Raw genomic sequence first — 17,014 nt, 5'->3', positions numbered from 1 at the left:
CGACGCCATGGCGGCTAGAATTCGAGAGAACATCGACGGCGATCTCGAGGAAAACCACGAGATCAACGTCACGCCGTTCATCGACGTGATCCTGGTCCTGCTGATCATCTTCATGGTCGCAGCACCGCTGGCGACGGTGGACGTCAATGTCGACCTGCCCGGCTCGACCGCGACGCCGGCTCCCCGGCCGGAGACGCCGCTGTTCCTGACGCTAAAAGATGATCTCAGCCTGGCAATCGGCAACGATACCGTGCCGCGCGAAACTTTCGCCGCCACGCTCGTCGGCAGGACAAAAGGCGACAGGCAGACGCGCATCTTCCTGCGTGCCGACAAGGCGGTCGGCTATGGCGATCTGATGGAGGTGATGAACCTTTTGCGCGGCGCCGGCTATCTGAAGATCGCGCTGGTCGGCCTCGAGACGATGCCCGGCGATGCCGCTGCGCCGCAAGATGGAACGGGCCAATAATGTCGCCGGCCGCCGCCCTGCCGATGGCCGATCAGCGTCGTTTCGGCGTGCGCGAGATGGCGTGGTGGGCAGGCGCGGCTGCGCTGGTTCTGGTGGCGCATGCCGCGATCGGCTATGCGATGCAGGGCTGGCGCCCGGCCGCGCCCGATGGCGGGCCGCCGCAGGCGCAGGCGATCGAGTTGTCGCCGATGGCGTTCACGCCGGCCATGCCGGCCCCGATACCGGACGAGGTGACGCCCGATCAGCCCGATCCGGCCGAGGAGCCCGAGATAGCCGAAACGGAGCCTCCGCCCGAACCGCCCGTCGAGCAGGCAGAGTCGGTCGTCGAGCCGTCGGAAACCGCTCCGGCCGACGCAGTCGAGCCCACCCCGCCGACCGTGGCGGAACGGGTCGACCAGCCGCCGCTCGAGGAGGTCGTGCCCGAAATTGCCGAGGCCGTCACGCCGGAAGTGGTCATTCCGCTGCCGCAGCCGAAACCGGTCGACAAGCCCGTCGAGGCCAAGCCAAAGAAGCAGGCAAAGGCCAAGGTGAAGGAGCCGGCTGAGGTCAAGGCGAAGAAGCCGGTCAGAGAGGTCAGACAGCGCCCGAAAAAGGAGAAAGCCGCACCGCCCCGGACAACGGCCAGTGTCGCTGCGAAGCCCGCAACCAGGGCGGCCGCACCAAAATCGGCCAAAGCGGCGGCCTCGAGACGCGGCGACTCATCCAAGTGGGACTCGCGCCTGGGTGCATGGATCAGGCGACACACGGATTATCCGAGGGCGGCGAAAGCCCGGCGCGCGGAGGGTAGTCCGCAAGTCACCTTTACGGTCGACGGATCCGGCCGAGTCCTATCCGCCCGGCTGGCTCGTTCCTCCGGCGATGCCGACCTCGATCGTGCGGCGCTCAGCGCGCTGCAAGGTGCCAAAGTGCCGACGCCGCCGCCGGAACTCGGCTCGCGGATAAGCCGCACGGCGCCTTTCGTGTTCAACCTGCGCAACTAGGCAGCACGACCGAGGACTAGGTTCTTCCGGCTCCAAGTCGTGTTTTGCCGGATGCGGACCAATGCAGTCCGCAAAGACGATTTTTGACTATCAATCGTCATCTGACTGTCATATTTTGGCCATATACATCCATAATTCCGGATTCTAAGATACATGGACAAGAACACCGCTCTTCTCGCATTGGCAGCGCTTGGCCAGGACACCAGGCTCGAGGTGTTTCGCCTGCTGGTCCGGGCGGGCGCAGACGGCGTGCCGGCCGGCGAGATCGCCTCGCGCCTCGGCACGGTGCAGAACACCATGTCGGCGCATCTGAAGGTTCTCGACCATGCCGGCCTCGTGCGCGCAGAGCGCGACGGCCGGACAATCCGCTACGTCGCCGACATGACCGGCTTCCGCGATCTGCTTGCCTATCTCATGGAGGATTGCTGCAACGGTGCGCCGGAGCTCTGCCAGCCGGTCATCCAGGCGGTGACCTGCAACTTTAGAAGGACGCCATGAGTGAGCCATACAACGTTCTTTTCCTGTGCACCGGCAATTCGGCAAGGTCGATCCTCGCCGAGGCGATTCTGAACCGTGTCGGCGCCGGCAAGTTCAGGGCCTATTCGGCCGGATCGCACCCGAAGGGAGAGGTCCATCCCTACGCGCTCCAGCTTTTGAAAACCCTTAACCACGACACGTCCTTCGCCCGTTCGAAAGACTGGCAGGAATTCGCAGCTCCCGGCGCGCCCGAGATGAACTTCGTCTTCACCGTCTGCGACAACGCGGCCAATGAATCCTGCCCGGTCTGGCCGGGACAGCCGATGACGGCGCATTGGGGCGTGCCCGACCCGGCCGCCGTGGACGGCACGGACGCCGAAAAGCACCTGGCCTTTGCCGAAGCCTACCGCATGCTCAACAACCGGATCTCGATCTTCGTCAGCCTGCCGATGAACACGATCGACAAGCTCGCCCTGCAGAAACGACTGGATGAGATCGGCCGCGATCTGCCGAAGGCCGGCTAACATCATGGCGGCTGACATGTCACGTCGCATCGTCGCGGAAGCGCTCGGCACGGCGATGCTCGTCGCGACGGTCGTCGGGTCCGGTATCATGGCCGACAGGCTGACGGATGATGTGGGTCTCGCCTTGCTTGGCAACACGTTGCCGACCGGAGCGATCCTGGTGGTGCTTATCACCATACTCGGACCGATTTCCGGGGCGCATTTCAATCCGGCAGTGACGCTGGTTTTTGCTCTCCGGCGCGAAATCGACGCAAACGCTGCGTTGGCTTACGTCATCGCCCAGATTGTCGGCGGCGTCGCCGGGACGTTGCTGGCGCACGCCATGTTCGAACTGCCGATTCTACAGATCTCCCAAACCGTGCGGACCGGAAACGGACAATGGATTGCGGAGTTGGTGGCCGCCTTTGGTCTGGTTTTCACCATTCTGGCAGGACTTCGCTTCCGCTCGGAGTCCATTCCCTGGCTCGTCGGCCTCTACATCACCGCAGCCTATTGGTTCACGGCCTCGACGTCGTTTGCCAATCCAGCGGTCGCCATTGCGCGGGCGGTTTCCAACACATTCGCGGGCATCCGGCCGATGGATTTGCCGGCGTTTATCGTCGCCGAACTTCTGGGCGCGCTGCTTGCCATGGCCTTGGCAGGATGGCTGCTCACCGAGCCTAACCAATCAGACAGATGAGAGCCGCGAAATGACTATCACCATCTATCACAACCCCGACTGCGGCACTTCGCGCAACACGCTCGCCATCATCAGGCAGTCCGGCGAAGAGCCTGATGTGATCGAGTATCTGAAAAACCCGCCGTCGCGCCAACGGCTGGTCGAGCTGATCGCGGCGATGGGGATGACACCGCGCGAATTGCTGCGCGAGAAGGGTACGCCGTACGCCGAGCTCAATCTCGGCGATCCCAAATGGACCGACGACGAGATCATCGATTTCATGCTGGCGCATCCGATCCTGATCAACCGGCCAATCGTGGTGACGCCGCTTGGCACCATGCTTGCTCGGCCATCCGAAGCCGTTCTCGATATCTTGCCCAACCAGGATATCGGGCCGTTTACCAAGGAAGACGGCGAAGTTGTGGTCGATGCATCGGGGCGGCGCATCGTCTGAGGGCAATCAGATATTTCGGGAATCTTGGAAATAGCACTTGACGGCACGCGCCGGCGGGAGTTACCCTATTTCCATGAAACTCGAACAAGCAGCAAAACAACTTGAAGCGCTCGGCAATCCAACGCGGTTGAATCTTTATCGCACGCTGGTGAGGGCAGGTGAGGCCGGGCGACCGGTCGGGCACCTGCAGGAAACGCTCGGCATCGCTGCGTCGACCCTGTCTCATCATCTCCACCGGCTTATCCTGACCGGCCTGGTTACCCAGGAGCGCCAGGCAACGACGCTGATCTGCCGTGCCAATTATCCTGTCATGAACGATCTCCTCGGCTTTCTTGCCGACGAATGTTGTGCCGATGCCGCGTGCGGCCCGGCTGTCGGCGAGGCGGCTGCGTAACTCTTTTTTTGACCAGTATTTCTATAATCCTAGAAACATAGAAGGTGCGCCATGGTTTCTGATAACGATCTCCCGGTCGCCATCATCGGTGGCGGACCTGTCGGCCTGGCGGCCGCCGTCCAGCTCGTCAGCCGCGGCCTTTCGGTCAAGGTTTACGAGACCAGTTCCGCGGTAGGCTCGAACCTTTTGGATTGGGGCCATGTGCGGGTTTTCACGCCGTGGCGCTATTGTGTCGATGCGGTCGCCCGAAAACTTCTCGAGAGCCACGGCTGGCAAATGCCGGAGCCGGAGGCATTCCCTACAGCCGATGAGATCGTCGGCCAGTATCTCGCGCCGCTCGCAAAGCTCCCCGAACTGGCGCCGTCGATCGAGACCAATGCCCGCGTTGTCGGCATTTCCCGGTGGGGCGCCGACAAGGTGTTGAGCAAGGCGCGCGAGACGCGGCCGTTCATGCTTCTGGTCGAAACGGCGCAAGGCACGCGCCGGGACAGCGCTCGTGCCGTCATCGACGCGTCCGGCACATGGCAGACGCCGAATCCGCTCGGTGCCGGCGGCTTGCCGGCCGAAGGTGAGAGGGAATTCGGAGATCGCATCGCCTACGGCATCCCGGATGTTCTCGGCCGCGACCGTCATCTCTATGCAGGCCGCACGACATTGGTGGTGGGCGCCGGCCATTCCGCCGCCAACGCCTTGCTGGAATTGGACAGGCTTGCGCAAACCGAGCCGGGCACGTCGGCACTATGGGTGACGCGCAGCACCGACCTTGTCCGTATCTATGGCGGCGGCGATGCCGACGCCCTGCCGGCGCGGGGCGAGCTTGGTTCGGATGTCCGGCATCTCGCCGAGAGCGGACGCGTGCGGCTGGTGACGGGCTTTGCCACGGTTGCCATCCGCGAGGTGGACGGCCGTCTCGTTGTCGAAGGGCAGACAAAGGACGGATTGCGCACACTCGGACCCGTCGACCGGATCATCGCCGCGACCGGTCAGCGCCCCGACCTTGCACTGACCCGGGAGCTCCGGCTGGACCTCGACCCGTGGCTCGAAGGCGTCAAGGCGCTGGGGCCGCTCATCGACCCCAATGAACACTCCTGCGGTGATGTCCCGCCGCACGGTCATCGCGAGCTCAGCCACCCCGAGCCCGATTTCTACACGGTCGGCGTCAAAAGCTATGGCCGGGCGCCGACGTTCCTGCTGCTGACCGGCTACGAGCAGGTCCGCTCGGTCGCCGCGGCGATCGCCGGCGACATGGAAGCGGCCGATGCCGTGCAGCTGGTGTTGCCCGAGACCGGCGTTTGCACGGTGCCGGTATCGCTTTCAAGCACGTCGTCCCACGGTTGCTGCGGCGGACCAGCGCCGGCTGCTGTCGATGCCTGCTGTGTCGACGACGCCAAGGCAAAGGCGAGCGGCAAGTCTGGCTGCGGCTGCGGCAGCACGCAAGCGATCGCAGCAGTGCGCAGCGGCGATCTCGAGATTGCGGATGCCGCTCAATGAGCGACCGGAAGATCCCGGCTGCGGCACTCTGGGCGTTGGGGCTGACGCAGATCATCGGCTACGGCACGCTCTATTACAGCTTTAGCATCCTGGTGCCGTCGATCGCGCTCGAGTTCGCCTGGCCGGAACAATGGGTTTTCGGCGCCTTGTCGGCGTCGCTGCTGGTGGGTGGCCTGTTTGCCCCGACAGCCGGGCGCTGGGCCGATCGTTTCGGCGCCGGCCGGGTGATGACCTTTGGCTCGGCAGCCGCGGCGGCAGCGCTTGTCGCTTGCGCGCTAGCACCCGGTCGGGTGACCTTCGTTTTGGCGTTGATGGCCATGGAACTGGCGTCCGCGTTCGTGCTCTACAGCGCCGCTTTCGTGGCGATCGTCCAGGTCGGCGGAGCCAGGGCGCAGCGAAGCATCACCCATCTGACGCTGATCGCCGGCTTCGCCTCCACGCTGTTCTGGCCGCTGACGGCGGCACTGCACGAATACCTGACCTGGCGCGAGGTCTACCTGGTCTTTGCCGGCATCAATGTCGCCATCTGCCTGCCCATCCATGCCTGGCTGGCACGGCTGTCGCATCGGACAGATGAAAGTGCTTCACCGATACCTGCGGCCATTGGGCCGGCAGGCGGTGCGGTTGCCTCGCGCGACCGCAGCAGAGTGTTTCTGCTCATGCTTGGCGGCTTCGCGGTCGAGGGCTTCGTGCTGTCCTCGATCCTCGTTCACATGGTGCCGCTGACGACGGCGCTCGGGCTTGGCTCAGCCGGGCTTGTCGTAACCACGCTTTTCGGGCCGTCCCAGGTGGCGAGCCGGCTGATCAACATGCTGTTCGGCGGCCGGCTGGCGCAGACCTGGCTCGCGGTCATCGGCGCGACCTTGTTGCCGCTCGGCCTTGTCGCCCTGCTGGCGACGACACCATCGGTGGCCGGAGCCATCGCCTTCGTCATCCTGTTTGGATTGGGCTCGGGCCTCGCCAGCATCGTCGGGGGCACGCTGCCCCTGGAACTATTCGGACGGGAGCGCTACGGCGCCCGGCTCGGCTGGGTGACGGCGGCGCGTCAGTTCTCGTCAGCGCTTGCACCCTTTGCCCTTGCCATGGCGATGGCGGGCATGGGCATCCAACCGTCGCTCTGGTTGACCGCGGCGGTCGGCCTGCTCGGCATATTGGCTTTCTCGGCAATCATCCTGATCAGAAGGCAGCCTCTTGGGGCTGCGATCCCTCTTGTGAACGCCAATAGCCGCTGATCCTGATGCATGTTGCCCAAAAGTGCAGCGGTTTTGGGATCACGACATGCATAAAAACAATAACTTAAGGCGCATCGCGTGAATCCTTTCAGACGTGACGCGCTTTAAAAGTCTGCCGCCCAGATCGGCGGATGCCGCGTCGGCCATTGCGTTACCTGCTCCAGCTCATGGGCAATGCGGAGCAGCCGGTGATCCTCATTCTGGCGGGCAACGAGCTGGATACCGATCGGCACGCCGCCCTCGGACTGAAAGAGCGGAAGACTGGCGGCGGGCTGCCCGGTGACGTTGAAGATCTCGGTAAAGGGTGCGAATCCGTAGGCCCTGTTTGCCCATTCCTCATAGTCGAAATGCGCGCCGTTGCCGTTGATTTCGCCCAGGCGGGGCGGCAATTCGGCCGTGGTCGGCGTCATGATCAGATCGAACCGATCGAATTTCCTCGCCATGGCGAAGGATGCCCGATGGGCGCAACTCTGCGCATCGAGGTAATCGGCCGCCGAGGCTTGTTCGAAGCGTTCCAGCGCGTGGCGGCTCAGTCGCTCGATTTCACCGTTTTCCGGCATGCGGCCGATCTCACCGGCTCGTTCCCGGATGGTCAGGCCGATCTCCGACATCCAAAGGAGGCTCCAGCCGTCGCCGCAATCGACCTCGGGTGGAAACGATGCTTCCTCCACCTCGTGCCCCAGCTCCTCGAGCAGCGCCATGGCTTCCAGAAACCGGGTCTTGATTTCGGGCGTGACATCAGTGCCATCGGCTCGCCGTCCCAGGCAGGCGATGCGCAGGCGTTCGCTCGGCGCGCGCAGCCAGTCGAAATAGGAGGGCACGGATCTGGACACGCGGTAAGGCGCCCCCAGTTCCGGGCCGGCAGTCATATCCAGCATGGCCGCGCTGTCGCGGACCGTGCGCGAAAGCACGTTCTCGGCATGGAGTCCGGCTCCGATCTCGCCGCGATAAGGGCCGAGAGGATTAAGGGCGCGGGAAGGTTTTAGGCCGAACAAGCCGCAGCAGGCCGCCGGCACGCGGATCGATCCGCCGATATCGGAGCCATGCGCTACCGGCACCATGCCGCTCGCGACGGCGGCAGCAGCCCCGCCGCTTGACCCGCCAGCCGTGATCGTCAGATCCCAGGGATTGAGTGTCGACCCGCGGAAGGCCGGCTCGGTCACGAAGTCGTTGGCATATTCCGGCGTGTTCGTTTTTCCCAGGGAGACCAGGCCGGCCGTCCGCCATCGCCGAACGATCTCGCTATCGGGCTTGGGCGCGGCATCCCGGAAATAGGCGGAGGAATGCGTTGTCGGCCAGTCCGCCGTGTGGATACCGGTATCCTTTATGAGGAAAGGAACGCCGGCTAAGCGAGCGCTCCGATCCAGGCTCCTTGCGCTGGAGCGAGCGCCTTCGACATCGACCAGTGTCACTGCGTTGAGGACAGGATTGATCTTTGCGATAGCCTCGATTGCCGCCTCAACGACCTCGGCAGCGGACAGGTCGCCGGAGCGAACATGTTCGGACAGCGCAACGGCATCGAGCGCCGCATATTCCTGCAGCTTCATGGCTGGCTCATTTGCCTCGGCTCTTTGTGTGCCGGAAAATGTGCAGAGATCAGCTCGGCGATCAGGGCCGGATCCTCCCAGTGCGGGTTGTGGCCACAATCGGCGGCTTCGACGACTGCGGCGGTGCGAAAGGCTTCCACCAGCCGCTGCCGATGCATGCTGTCGAACAGCGGGTCGCGCCCGCCGTTTACGATCAACGTATCGACCTTGACGCTTCGCGCAGCCGCCGTGAGATCGGTGCGGCGCACCTGCTCCAGTATGGCGCGCCAGCGTGGCGCGGGCATGGTCGACGCCTCCGCCGCCGCCATTGCGAGGAAGTCGCGTGGAACATCCGCCTCGCAGGCGTGCCAATAGGCATAGAACGGGTCCGTCGGCGATATCGGGTCGCGCAGCGATTGCACCCCGACGACCATCGGATGGGCATCGGAGATTGCGGGCTGCAGCGTGCCCGCAAGCAGCACCAGTCCACCGGCCAAAGCCGGATGCCGTGCAACCATCTCGATCGCAATCATGCTGCCCAGAGAGTGGCCCACCAGAACCGGCTGCACGAGCTGCAGCCTGGCAATGAGTGCGGCAAGATCGTCGGCGAAATCGGCCGGCCCGAGGCCGCTCGTCCCGGCCTGCGAGGCGCCGTGCCCGCGCAGGTCCGGGATGATCAGGCGGCGGCCTTCCAGATAGGGCACGAGCAGGGAAAAACTGCGGCTCGTATCGGTAAAGCCGTGAATGAGGACAAGCGGCGGCTCGGCGCCGCCGATCTCGATATAGGCCATGGCGGTCCCGCCGATAGCGACACTTCGCTTGCGGCCGGCCCATCCCTCCTGCGTTACTGAGTTCACAGGCCGAGCTTTGCCTTCACGGCGTCGAGCGCCGGCTTGCCGTCGAAGGTGGTAACGCCTTGCAGCCAGGCGTCGAGCCTTGCCTCATTTTCCGATATTGCCTTCTGCGCGGCATCGAGCGGCGCCATGCCGTCATTGATCAGGTAGCCCATGCCGGTATTCTCGAAGTCGATGTCGAAGCTGAGGTTCCTCAAGAGCTGCGCTGCGTTCGGACAGGCTTCCAGATAGCCCTTGCGCACCTGGGTGCTGACGGTCGCCGCGCCAAAATTGGGTCCGTAGAATTTGTCGCCGCCGGTCAGATATTTGAAATCGTACATCGTGTTCATCGGATGCGGCGCCCACCCCTGGAAGACGATGAAGTTCTTTTCCTTTATCCGATATCCGACTTCCGACAACATGCCGGCTTCGCTCGACTCGACGACTTCCCATCCGTTCAGACCCAGGCTCGGGTCGGCGATGGCGTCCATCATCAACTGGTTCGATCCAGGTTCGATGCCGTACATCTTGTTTCCGAATTTGTCGGCGAACTTCTTGAGGTCGGCCACGTCCTTGACGCCTGCTTCCCAGACATAGGTTGGAACGGCAAATGTGTATTTGGCGCCTTCGAGATTGATGTGGACGGTCTCGACCGAGCTATCCTGCTTGTACGGCGCAAAGTTTGCGACCATCGCCGGGTCCCAATAGCCGAGGAAGACGTCGAGATCATTGTTCTTCAGGGCGGCATAGATGACGTCTATGCCAAGCAGGGTGCTTTGCGGCTTGTAGCCGAGAGCGTCGAACAGGACGGAGGCGACACCGGTGGTGAAGGCGAGATCGTTCCAGCCAGGCTCGGCCATCCGGACGGTTCTGCATTGTTCCGGTTCCGCGGCCTGGCTCACCTGCGGCGCAAGCGCCAGAGCACACAGGGGCATGCTGAGAAGAAAGGTGCGAAGCATTGTGATATCTCCCGTGTTGACCATTTAGTCTGATTATTGTCCCACCGGTCAATTGTTGATCTCGGCGGACTGGAATGTCAATGTGCTTTTGCATCGGGAACAATCATGAAACTCACTCGCCTCAGCGACATCCGCCGCAAGGAGCTGCGCCAGGCAGCATTCGCCGTGCTTCAGCGGGAAGGCATAGCCGGGGCGACGATCGAAAAGGTCGCGGCGCAGGCCGGCGCGTCGAAGGGCATCGTCCTGCATTATTTTAGGGATAAGCGAGAGCTGTTCGAACACGCGATGCGCGAGTCGAACCTGGTGCTGCGGGATGCGGTGGTGGCTCGGCTGAAAGGCGCGCATACGCCTATGGAAAGGCTCGACGCCGTGATCGACGGCAATTTCGAGCTGCATTTCTTCCAGCCGTCGCTTTGTCATGCGTGGCTCTCGCTATGCGCGGAGGTGCCGCGCGACGAAAAATTGAAACGCATTCAGCGCGTGATCCACAGCCGTATGCGGTCGAATTTGCTGTCCGGCCTGCGTGGCCTTGTTGTCGAAGCTGACGCAAACGATATCGCTTTCGGCATCACCACGCTGATCGACGGGCTATGGCTGCGGCTTGGCCTCCAACCCGGCAGCGTTTCGCGCGACTATGCACTGCGCCAAGTCAAGGACTATGTCGCCGCGCGACTGGCAAGCGCTGAATTGCCGCCGGCCACGCGGCCTGCATCGGTTGGCGCCTAGAAGGCCAGCTAGCCGGCGCCTGATGGTTGCGCTCCATCCGCATTCGTCCAGCTTGTGCGCAACAGCGAGCGGTCGGCCATGCGCGCTCGACGGGCCGCGATGCGGTTGATAAGCCCTCTCCCCAAGGAGAGTCGAGACATGACCGTTGCGATCGAGATGGGCCACACGACCGCAGGCGCCCCGGCGGCGCTGGATCTTGAGGAGCTGCTGGCGACCCGCCTTTTGGTGCAGGGCAATTCGGGCTCCGGCAAATCGCATCTGCTGCGCCGGCTGCTGGAGCAGAGCGCGCCCTGGGTGCAGCAGACCATCATCGACCCCGAAGGCGACTTCGTGTCGCTGGGCGACCGTTTCGGTCATCTGGTGATCGATGCCGAGGAGCATACCGAGCGCGGCCTGCAGAGCGCCGGCGAGCGCGCGCGCATCCACCGCGTCTCCACGGTGCTCAATCTCGAGGGGCTCGACGCCGAGAACCAGATGCGGCGCGCCGCCGCCTTTCTCGGCGGGCTTTTCGAGGTCGCCCGCGACCACTGGTACCCGATGCTGGTGGTGGTGGACGAGGCGCAGCTGTTCGCACCGGCCGTGGCGGGCGAGGTGTCGGACGAGGCGCGCAAACTCTCGCTCGGCGCCATGACTAATCTGATGTGCCGTGGCCGCAAACGCGGGCTTGCCGGCATCATCGCCACCCAGCGACTGGCCAAGCTCGCCAAGAACGTCGCCGCCGAGGCTTCCAATTTCCTCATGGGTCGAACTTTTCTCGATATCGACATGGCGCGCGCCGCCGACCTTCTCGGCATGGAGCGGCGACAGGCGGAGGCTTTTCGCGACCTGGAGCGCGGGCAATTCATGGCGCTGGGCCCGGCGCTGTCGCGCCGTCCGCTGGGGCTGCGCATCGGCCCGACCGACACAAGCCCGCGCAATGGCACCCCGCGCCTGATGCCGCTGCCGGAATCGGCGTTGGAGGATGCCCGCGCGATCATCCTGGCAGCCCCGCCGCCGGAAACGGTCCGGCCGCAGCGCCGGTCGTCGCCGGACCTGCTCGATCAGCTGATGGCGGCGAAATCGGCGGCGCTGGAAATCCGCCCCGAACCGGTGGAGCCGCCGATCAGCGCCGAGGATTTGGCGGAGCGGCGGGAGCGCGTGGACCGTGTCCTGCGCGCCGTGCTGGCGCAACCCGATGCGGGCTTCCGTGTCATCGGCGTGCTTTACCAGGAATTCGTGGTCCGCTGCCGGATCGAGGGTCTCGCCTCGGTTGTGCCGGACCTGCCCGCCTTCCGCCGCATGCTGACGCGCGCCCGCGCCGGGCTGGGCTCCGACATGGCAGGGGATGATGCGTGGCAGGATGTCTCGGTGCGCGCCTCGCTGCTGCCCGAGGACATGCAAGGCGTGTTCATGATGATCGCCCGCGCCGCGAAGGAGGGCTGGCCCTGCCCGAGCGACGCGGCGATCGCCCGCGCCTATGGCTCGCACTCGCTGCGCCGCGCCCGGCGCCTGCTGACCTATATCGAGGAGCAGGGGCTGATCGTCTGCCAGCTTGACGGGGTTGGCCGGCGGACGGTGACGCTGGTGGAATTGGCCTGGGCGACGGCACCGGGGGATCCCGGTGCCGCGGAGGTGGAGCAGGGGAGTTTGGCGGTCTGAGGGGATGGTCTAGCGTGCAAGGGGAATGCCACGCGTCAAGGCGATGTATGACCGAGCGGTAGGTACAGCGGCGAGTCTTTTAGAGATCAGCCCCGATCAACTGACGAAGTACAAGAAATACGGCAGGACTGTAGCGCAAATATCTGCCGAAACTACGCTGCCGCCGCCGATTACCCCTTCGGTTCATTCTGTTGACATCTCCTGCTTCTGGAGAGATGGTAAGATACTACGCGGCGGCCCTTTTTCCGAAGATTTTATTCTGCAGCTTTATCAAAGGATTTCGGCAATGCGTTTGTCTCGATCGCGCCGACTTATGGCCGTCGCTTTGACGGCAATCGCAGCCGTTCCCTCTTATGGACATGCCGAGGACAGACTGCTGACAGAAGCGGTGCAGTTCAACGGCACGATCCTGTATCTCTCCACCGAGGTGCCTGGCCTGATCTTCGGCGCCGTGCGCAACGGCGAGACGGCCTTGGCCGGTTTCGGCAAGATTGCCGACGGGAGTGAAAAAGTGCCGGACGGCGACACAATGTTCCGCATCGCGTCCGTGAGCAAAGTGTTCTGCGGCAGCGTGCTTTCCTCGCTGGCGATCGACGGCAAGGTACAGCTCACCGACCGGCTGCAGGATCGCCTTGGCTGGGACGTCACGCTCCCTGAGAAGGATGGCCGCGCCCTCCGCCTGATCGATCTCGTCGCGCAAGCTTCCGGCCTTCCGCGGGAGGTGCCAGTGGCCGAGGCGCCCCCCTCCGACCCCTTCTCGACGAACACCAAAGAGGCGCAGATTGCCGCCCTCAAGGACAATCCGCTGCTATTCGCGCCGGGCACCGCCGTTCTCTATTCGAACTTCGGATACGACCTCCTCGGGGCGGCGCTCGCGAATGTCTCTGGAAAGCCCTATGCCGAGGTCCTGCGGGAGCGTGTCCTCGATCCACTCGGCATGAAAGACACGGTTTTCAACCCAAGACCGGCGGACGAGCCGCGCCTGATGCAGGGCCATAACTTCGGCGGCAGCCCCCTGCCCATCGTGCCGACGAGCACAGCCATGGAGTGCGCCGGTGGATTGTACTCGACCGCGGACGATCTGCTGCGCTGGATGAACTGGCATGTGGACAACAAGCCTTCCGCGGCCGACGCCGAGTTGCGGCTTTTGAACCACGCGGCTTTTTTGTACCGGGACGGGCTCGCGTCGGTGGTGGGGCTGGATGACGGCGGCCCGATGGACGCCATGGGTCTCGGATGGGTCATCATGCTCCCCAACGAGCATCGCCCGCTCATCCTCCAGAAGAGCGGCGGCCTGCAAGGGATGTTTCTCTATGTTGCGATTGCACCGACACGCGGCGTCGGCGCTTTCTTCGTCATGAACGAATTCAATGCCGCCGGCTTCATGGCTGGGGTCAAGACGACGAACGATCTCGTCGCAGAGATCGCTCCACGCTGATTTTCGCGCTGCTTCATGGCGCGGCCCCCTCCGGCTTTGGGCCGGTATAGCGGAGTATCCAGAGGCCCTGGTTCTTGTCGCTGATGTAGATGAAGCCGCGACGATCCACGACGACATCCTCGGTCTGCAGCACCAGCTTATCCTCAGGCATTGGCCCGTAGCGCCGGGTGGGTTCCGGTGGAATGAAATAGCCGACCTCACGCGGGAGCCGTGTGTTCGAAACATCGTAAATTCTGAGCCCGGCGTTGAAATGCGCGATGTAGAACAAATCGCCCTGTTTCTCGACGTCGGGATGATGTTGGTGGTGGTTGATGTTGTGCGGCCCGCGCCAGCCGCCGCGCGTGGTGAAGTCCGAATAGGAAGCGCCTTCGGGCGGCACGGGCTCCGGCAACAGCGACAGCAAGAACGGTTCGGCAGGGTCGGAAATATCGACGATCGACGCGTGATGCATAGGGCCGCGTCCATAAGTGACGTTCTCCGAATTGGCGAAGGCGATGCCCCGCTCGGGTATTGGCAGCACGCCGTGCACGCCGAAACGGGAATGAAAGGGCGGACTGAAGCTCAGGCTGCTGATCTGCTTCGGCTGCGAGACGTCACTGATGTCGAGCACGATGATCCCAGCCGCGCCATAAGGCAGATACACAAGATCGCCGACGACGTAGGGCGGGCCATGCAGCGATATGTCCTCGCCCGTGCTGGCGCAGAAGGCGCCGCACATGCATTGCGGCCGTAGTCGTAGCCGGTAGCGGTCCGACGCCTCCTGTGATGCTGCTGCGGGTTCGGCCGATGGGAAGCTCTCCCCGCCGGCCTCGTGCTGGCCCGGCACCCACCAGCGTCCGACCTCGCGTGGATTGGCGCGGTCCGAGATATCGAGAATGACGTAGATGTTACCCTTGTAACCGGGCATGCCGGCGGCAAGATGAACATAACGCCCGCCGGGATAGAGGTTGCGGTGCGTGCCGTTGCCTCCGGTCCGGTAATGACCGAGTTGTTTCGGATTGACGGGATCAGCGATATCCCAGATCAGGACCCCTTCGCCAAAAGCCGCGTCGGGGTCACCGCCGAAATTCGCGAAAGGTTTTTCGAGGGCCGTCACCATCGTATCGCCGGACAAATCGATCTGCAGCGTCCAGGTGTTCGTGCCCGGATAGGGCACGAACTTGACGACCTCAGGCTTCGCCGGATTGGTCACGTCGACGATGCTCCAGCCAGAGTGCCAGAAGTGTCCGGTATAAAGATACCAGCGCTCGCCGACCTGCCGGATCGCCATCTTGAAGGCAGGGCGATGATCGAGATCGGTATAGCCGATTGCTTCGACATGATGGGCGAAGGCGCCAGGGGGCGCCGGCGAGGCAGCAGGAACTGGCTGTGCAAGCGCCTCACAGACAAGACCGGATTGAGATGCGGTGGCAATCGCCGCACCAACAAGTGGAGCTTTCAACATCTGGCGGCGAGAAATCTCGGCATTCCTCAAGAGCATATCTCCCAGATTTGTGACTGCCTAAGCTTTGCGATTTTCAATATTTCTGTCCAATATTGATTGGAGAGCGATTAATTCGATTCTGGAAATTAAGAGATGGATCACAAGCTGATGCAGTCCTTCGTAGCTGTCGCCGAAGAGTTGCATTTCGGGCGCGCCGCAGCGCGCCTGCATATCTCCCAACCCCCTCTCACCAAGCAGATCCAGCAGTTGGAACAGGTCATAGGCGTGCGCCTGCTGGAGCGCACCAAACGCAAGGTCGAACTGACCGAGGCCGGCCGGGTGTTTCTCGAAGAAGCGAGAGCAGTCCTTCATCAGACCGGGCAAGCCGTCGAGCTTGCCCGCAAAGCCGGTCGTGGCGAAACCGGCCATCTGTCAGTCGGATTTATCGATGCCGCCATCTACAGTGTGGTGCCAGCTGTCGTTCAGCGGTTCACCGAATGTTATCCCGAGGTCGAGTTGAGCCTGACCGATCTGCGCATTCCCAATCAGATAAAACTGGTAGCCGAACGGCAGCTCGACATTGGCTTTGTCCACCCTCCCGTGGTTCACAACGCTCTTCAAGCCGAAAGCATATTGGTCGAACCGCTGATCGTGGCCTTGCCGGAAACACATTGGTTAGCTTCAGAGACCGAGATCGCGCTGGCTGACTTGGCTCAGGAAGCGCTGATCCAGTTCCCGCGCAGCATCAATCCGTCCCTCTATGACGAGATTGTCGGGCTGTGCCGTTCATCCGGCTTCAGCCCGAGGATCGTGCGGGAAGCAACGCCCAAGCAAACGATCATCGGACTTGTATCCGTTGGGCTTGGCGTCTCGCTGCTGCCTGCCTGTCTCGAGAATCTGCAGCGATCCGGCGTCGTCTATCGACCTATTCGGGGCCGAAACCTGTCGATCGATACGTCAGTCATCTATCGGCGCGAACAGCCTTCGCCTGTGCTAAAGGCATTCCTCGACATCGTGCGCGAGACGACAGGCATAGTTCCAGAACATTTTGCTAAGCAGGCCGGCATGTGACGTGGGGCTCATCCATGACGCTGGCAAAGCGCTTCTCAGCTTCCGTCGTTTTTTGTTGCAGAGGACTCTCTACGCCCGAAAGCGAGTTCGGTCATCACCTGCCAATATAGGCGGCTAGTTCGTCCGGCGTTCCATTTGGGAAGGCCTGTTTTAGAAAGTCCAAGCACGCCGACACCCGCGCGCTGAGCAGCCGCCGAGATGGGTAGAGCGTCCAGAGAGCGATCTCGGGGCCGTCGATATCCCCCAATTTACCAGTGTGCCGTCAGCCAAGCCGTGGCTCACCAACGAAATGGGAAGACGTCCTGCACCGACGCCGGCTCGCACCGCATCCCGGACCATGATGAGCGTTGACAAAGCGAGGACCGGCTCGATTCTACTTGTTGACCGGCCACCGGGTGTCTTCACGTGCCATGTTTGCCGATCGCCTGCGCCGCGTCCAACGGCAGGAGCGGCGCGTCCACCGGTCGTGCGAGGAACATTCGGGCTCGCCACGACGACCAGGCGGTCGCGGAGAAACGCCCGCGCCTATGGCTCGCACTCGCTGCGCCGCGCGCCCGGCGGCTCTTGACCTATATCGAGGAGCAGGGGCTGATCGTGTGCCAGCTTGATGGGGTTGGCCGGCGGACGGTGACGCTGGTGGAATTGGCCTGGGCGACGGCACCGGGGGATCCCGGTGCCGCGGAGGTGGAGCAGGGGAGCTTGGCGGTGTGAGGCTGATGCGGTT

General features: G+C 63.2%; 17 protein-coding genes and 2 pseudogenes. 14 read left to right on the top strand and 5 right to left on the bottom strand.

The annotated features are described in order from the left end of the window. Positions 1-7: 7 nt before the first annotated feature. The 9 genes from exbD to arsK all read left to right on the top strand — a co-directional run bounded on the left by exbD (position 8) and on the right by arsK (position 6,676). Complete coding sequence (gene exbD / locus EN885_RS06345; RefSeq protein WP_128243535.1) at positions 8-466, top strand: TonB system transport protein ExbD; 459 nt, start codon at positions 8-10, stop codon at positions 464-466. Then, on the top strand, positions 466-1,446 hold the full coding sequence (locus tag EN885_RS06340; RefSeq protein WP_128243536.1) for an energy transducer TonB: 981 nt from the start codon (positions 466-468) through the stop codon (positions 1,444-1,446). The genes exbD and EN885_RS06340 overlap by 1 nt, the downstream gene beginning before the upstream one ends. Before the next feature lie 153 nt (positions 1,447-1,599). Next, the gene (locus tag EN885_RS06335) at positions 1,600-1,944 is read left to right on the top strand and encodes a helix-turn-helix transcriptional regulator (RefSeq protein WP_128243537.1); all 345 of its coding nucleotides are present in this window, start codon (positions 1,600-1,602) and stop codon (positions 1,942-1,944) included. Further along, positions 1,941-2,447: an arsenate reductase ArsC gene (locus EN885_RS06330; RefSeq protein WP_123148882.1), complete on the top strand. Its 507-nt coding sequence runs from the start codon at positions 1,941-1,943 to the stop codon at positions 2,445-2,447. Before EN885_RS06335 ends, EN885_RS06330 begins: the two co-directional genes overlap by 4 nt. A 4-nt stretch (positions 2,448-2,451) precedes the next feature. Then, positions 2,452-3,126, top strand: a complete 675-nt coding sequence (locus EN885_RS06325) for an MIP/aquaporin family protein (RefSeq protein WP_128243538.1) — start codon at positions 2,452-2,454, stop codon at positions 3,124-3,126. A gap of 10 nt (positions 3,127-3,136) precedes the next feature. Continuing rightward, a complete protein-coding gene (gene arsC, locus EN885_RS06320) occupies positions 3,137-3,559 on the top strand; it encodes an arsenate reductase (glutaredoxin) (RefSeq protein ID WP_128243539.1) in 423 nt (140 codons plus the stop codon). 73 nt (positions 3,560-3,632) lie between these two features. Further along, positions 3,633-3,953, top strand: a complete 321-nt coding sequence (locus EN885_RS06315) for a metalloregulator ArsR/SmtB family transcription factor (RefSeq protein WP_128243555.1) — start codon at positions 3,633-3,635, stop codon at positions 3,951-3,953. Between the two features lie 51 nt (positions 3,954-4,004). Then, on the top strand, positions 4,005-5,444 hold the full coding sequence (locus EN885_RS06310; protein ID WP_128243540.1) for an NAD(P)-binding domain-containing protein: 1,440 nt from the start codon (positions 4,005-4,007) through the stop codon (positions 5,442-5,444). Continuing rightward, on the top strand, positions 5,441-6,676 hold the full coding sequence (gene arsK / locus EN885_RS06305) for an arsenite efflux MFS transporter ArsK (protein ID WP_128243541.1): 1,236 nt from the start codon (positions 5,441-5,443) through the stop codon (positions 6,674-6,676). Before EN885_RS06310 ends, arsK begins: the two co-directional genes overlap by 4 nt. Before the next feature lie 104 nt (positions 6,677-6,780). On the opposite strand, the gene EN885_RS06300 is transcribed toward arsK, so the two are convergent. The 3 genes from EN885_RS06300 to choX form a co-directional block, all read right to left on the bottom strand. Beyond that, a complete protein-coding gene (locus tag EN885_RS06300) occupies positions 6,781-8,223 on the bottom strand; it encodes an amidase (RefSeq protein WP_128243542.1) in 1,443 nt (480 codons plus the stop codon). Continuing rightward, entirely contained in the window at positions 8,220-8,993 is a 774-nt protein-coding gene (locus tag EN885_RS06295) for an alpha/beta hydrolase (RefSeq protein ID WP_128243543.1), read from the bottom strand. Before EN885_RS06295 ends, EN885_RS06300 begins: the two co-directional genes overlap by 4 nt. 62 nt (positions 8,994-9,055) lie before the next feature. After that, the gene (gene choX, locus EN885_RS06290) at positions 9,056-9,994 is read right to left on the bottom strand and encodes a choline ABC transporter substrate-binding protein (RefSeq protein WP_128243544.1); all 939 of its coding nucleotides are present in this window, start codon (positions 9,992-9,994) and stop codon (positions 9,056-9,058) included. A gap of 105 nt (positions 9,995-10,099) precedes the next feature. On the opposite strand from choX, the gene betI reads away from it, so the two are divergent. From betI to ampH, 3 genes are all read left to right on the top strand, one after another. Next, positions 10,100-10,720, top strand: coding sequence for a transcriptional regulator BetI (gene betI / locus EN885_RS06285; protein ID WP_127206151.1), 621 nt, complete (start codon positions 10,100-10,102; stop codon positions 10,718-10,720). Between the two features lie 138 nt (positions 10,721-10,858). After that, complete coding sequence (locus EN885_RS06280) at positions 10,859-12,358, top strand: ATP-binding protein (protein WP_127206150.1); 1,500 nt, start codon at positions 10,859-10,861, stop codon at positions 12,356-12,358. A 25-nt stretch (positions 12,359-12,383) separates the two neighbouring features. Beyond that, positions 12,384-13,796, top strand: coding sequence for a D-alanyl-D-alanine-carboxypeptidase/endopeptidase AmpH (ampH, locus tag EN885_RS06275; RefSeq protein ID WP_245461550.1), 1,413 nt, complete (start codon positions 12,384-12,386; stop codon positions 13,794-13,796). Positions 13,797-13,809: 13 nt separating this feature from the next. Here the strand turns inward: ampH and EN885_RS06270 are convergent, their stop codons facing one another. Next, a complete protein-coding gene (locus EN885_RS06270; RefSeq protein WP_206532279.1) occupies positions 13,810-15,270 on the bottom strand; it encodes a hypothetical protein in 1,461 nt (486 codons plus the stop codon). A gap of 102 nt (positions 15,271-15,372) precedes the next feature. Between EN885_RS06270 and EN885_RS06265 the strand changes: the two genes are divergently transcribed. Then, positions 15,373-16,290, top strand: a complete 918-nt coding sequence (locus EN885_RS06265) for a LysR family transcriptional regulator (RefSeq protein WP_128243545.1) — start codon at positions 15,373-15,375, stop codon at positions 16,288-16,290. Between the two features lie 94 nt (positions 16,291-16,384). On the opposite strand, the pseudogene EN885_RS06260 reads toward EN885_RS06265, so the two are convergent. After that, positions 16,385-16,812, bottom strand: a pseudogene (locus EN885_RS06260) (LysR substrate-binding domain-containing protein); the annotation flags it as partial. On the opposite strand from EN885_RS06260, the pseudogene EN885_RS06255 reads away from it, so the two are divergent. Next, positions 16,808-17,001: pseudogene (locus EN885_RS06255) on the top strand (ATP-binding protein); the annotation flags it as partial. The pseudogenes EN885_RS06260 and EN885_RS06255 overlap by 5 nt on opposite strands. Positions 17,002-17,014 lie beyond the last annotated feature (13 nt).

This window comes from Mesorhizobium sp. M6A.T.Cr.TU.014.01.1.1 (assembly GCF_004022765.1).
GTDB classification, from domain to species: domain Bacteria; phylum Pseudomonadota; class Alphaproteobacteria; order Rhizobiales; family Rhizobiaceae; genus Mesorhizobium; species Mesorhizobium mediterraneum.
This window is presented reverse-complemented; position numbering and strand designations above follow the sequence as displayed.

What these genes read in the sequence shown, in the direction of transcription:
- ampH (WP_245461550.1), top strand. Translation starts at nt 12,384, where the DNA reads ATGCCACGCGTCAAGGCGATGTATGACCGAGCGGTAGGTACAGCGGCG.
- EN885_RS06280 (WP_127206150.1), top strand. Translation starts at nt 10,859, where the DNA reads ATGACCGTTGCGATCGAGATGGGCCACACGACCGCAGGCGCCCCGGCG.
- EN885_RS06335 (WP_128243537.1), top strand. Translation starts at nt 1,600, where the DNA reads ATGGACAAGAACACCGCTCTTCTCGCATTGGCAGCGCTTGGCCAGGAC.
- arsC (WP_128243539.1), top strand. Translation starts at nt 3,137, where the DNA reads ATGACTATCACCATCTATCACAACCCCGACTGCGGCACTTCGCGCAAC.
- arsK (WP_128243541.1), top strand. Translation starts at nt 5,441, where the DNA reads ATGAGCGACCGGAAGATCCCGGCTGCGGCACTCTGGGCGTTGGGGCTG.
- EN885_RS06300 (WP_128243542.1), bottom strand. Translation starts at nt 8,223, where the DNA reads ATGAAGCTGCAGGAATATGCGGCGCTCGATGCCGTTGCGCTGTCCGAA.
- choX (WP_128243544.1), bottom strand. Translation starts at nt 9,994, where the DNA reads ATGCTTCGCACCTTTCTTCTCAGCATGCCCCTGTGTGCTCTGGCGCTT.
- exbD (WP_128243535.1), top strand. Translation starts at nt 8, where the DNA reads ATGGCGGCTAGAATTCGAGAGAACATCGACGGCGATCTCGAGGAAAAC.
- EN885_RS06340 (WP_128243536.1), top strand. Translation starts at nt 466, where the DNA reads ATGTCGCCGGCCGCCGCCCTGCCGATGGCCGATCAGCGTCGTTTCGGC.
- EN885_RS06315 (WP_128243555.1), top strand. Translation starts at nt 3,633, where the DNA reads ATGAAACTCGAACAAGCAGCAAAACAACTTGAAGCGCTCGGCAATCCA.
- EN885_RS06295 (WP_128243543.1), bottom strand. Translation starts at nt 8,993, where the DNA reads ATGGCCTATATCGAGATCGGCGGCGCCGAGCCGCCGCTTGTCCTCATT.
- EN885_RS06265 (WP_128243545.1), top strand. Translation starts at nt 15,373, where the DNA reads ATGGATCACAAGCTGATGCAGTCCTTCGTAGCTGTCGCCGAAGAGTTG.
- EN885_RS06330 (WP_123148882.1), top strand. Translation starts at nt 1,941, where the DNA reads ATGAGTGAGCCATACAACGTTCTTTTCCTGTGCACCGGCAATTCGGCA.
- betI (WP_127206151.1), top strand. Translation starts at nt 10,100, where the DNA reads ATGAAACTCACTCGCCTCAGCGACATCCGCCGCAAGGAGCTGCGCCAG.
- EN885_RS06325 (WP_128243538.1), top strand. Translation starts at nt 2,452, where the DNA reads ATGGCGGCTGACATGTCACGTCGCATCGTCGCGGAAGCGCTCGGCACG.
- EN885_RS06310 (WP_128243540.1), top strand. Translation starts at nt 4,005, where the DNA reads ATGGTTTCTGATAACGATCTCCCGGTCGCCATCATCGGTGGCGGACCT.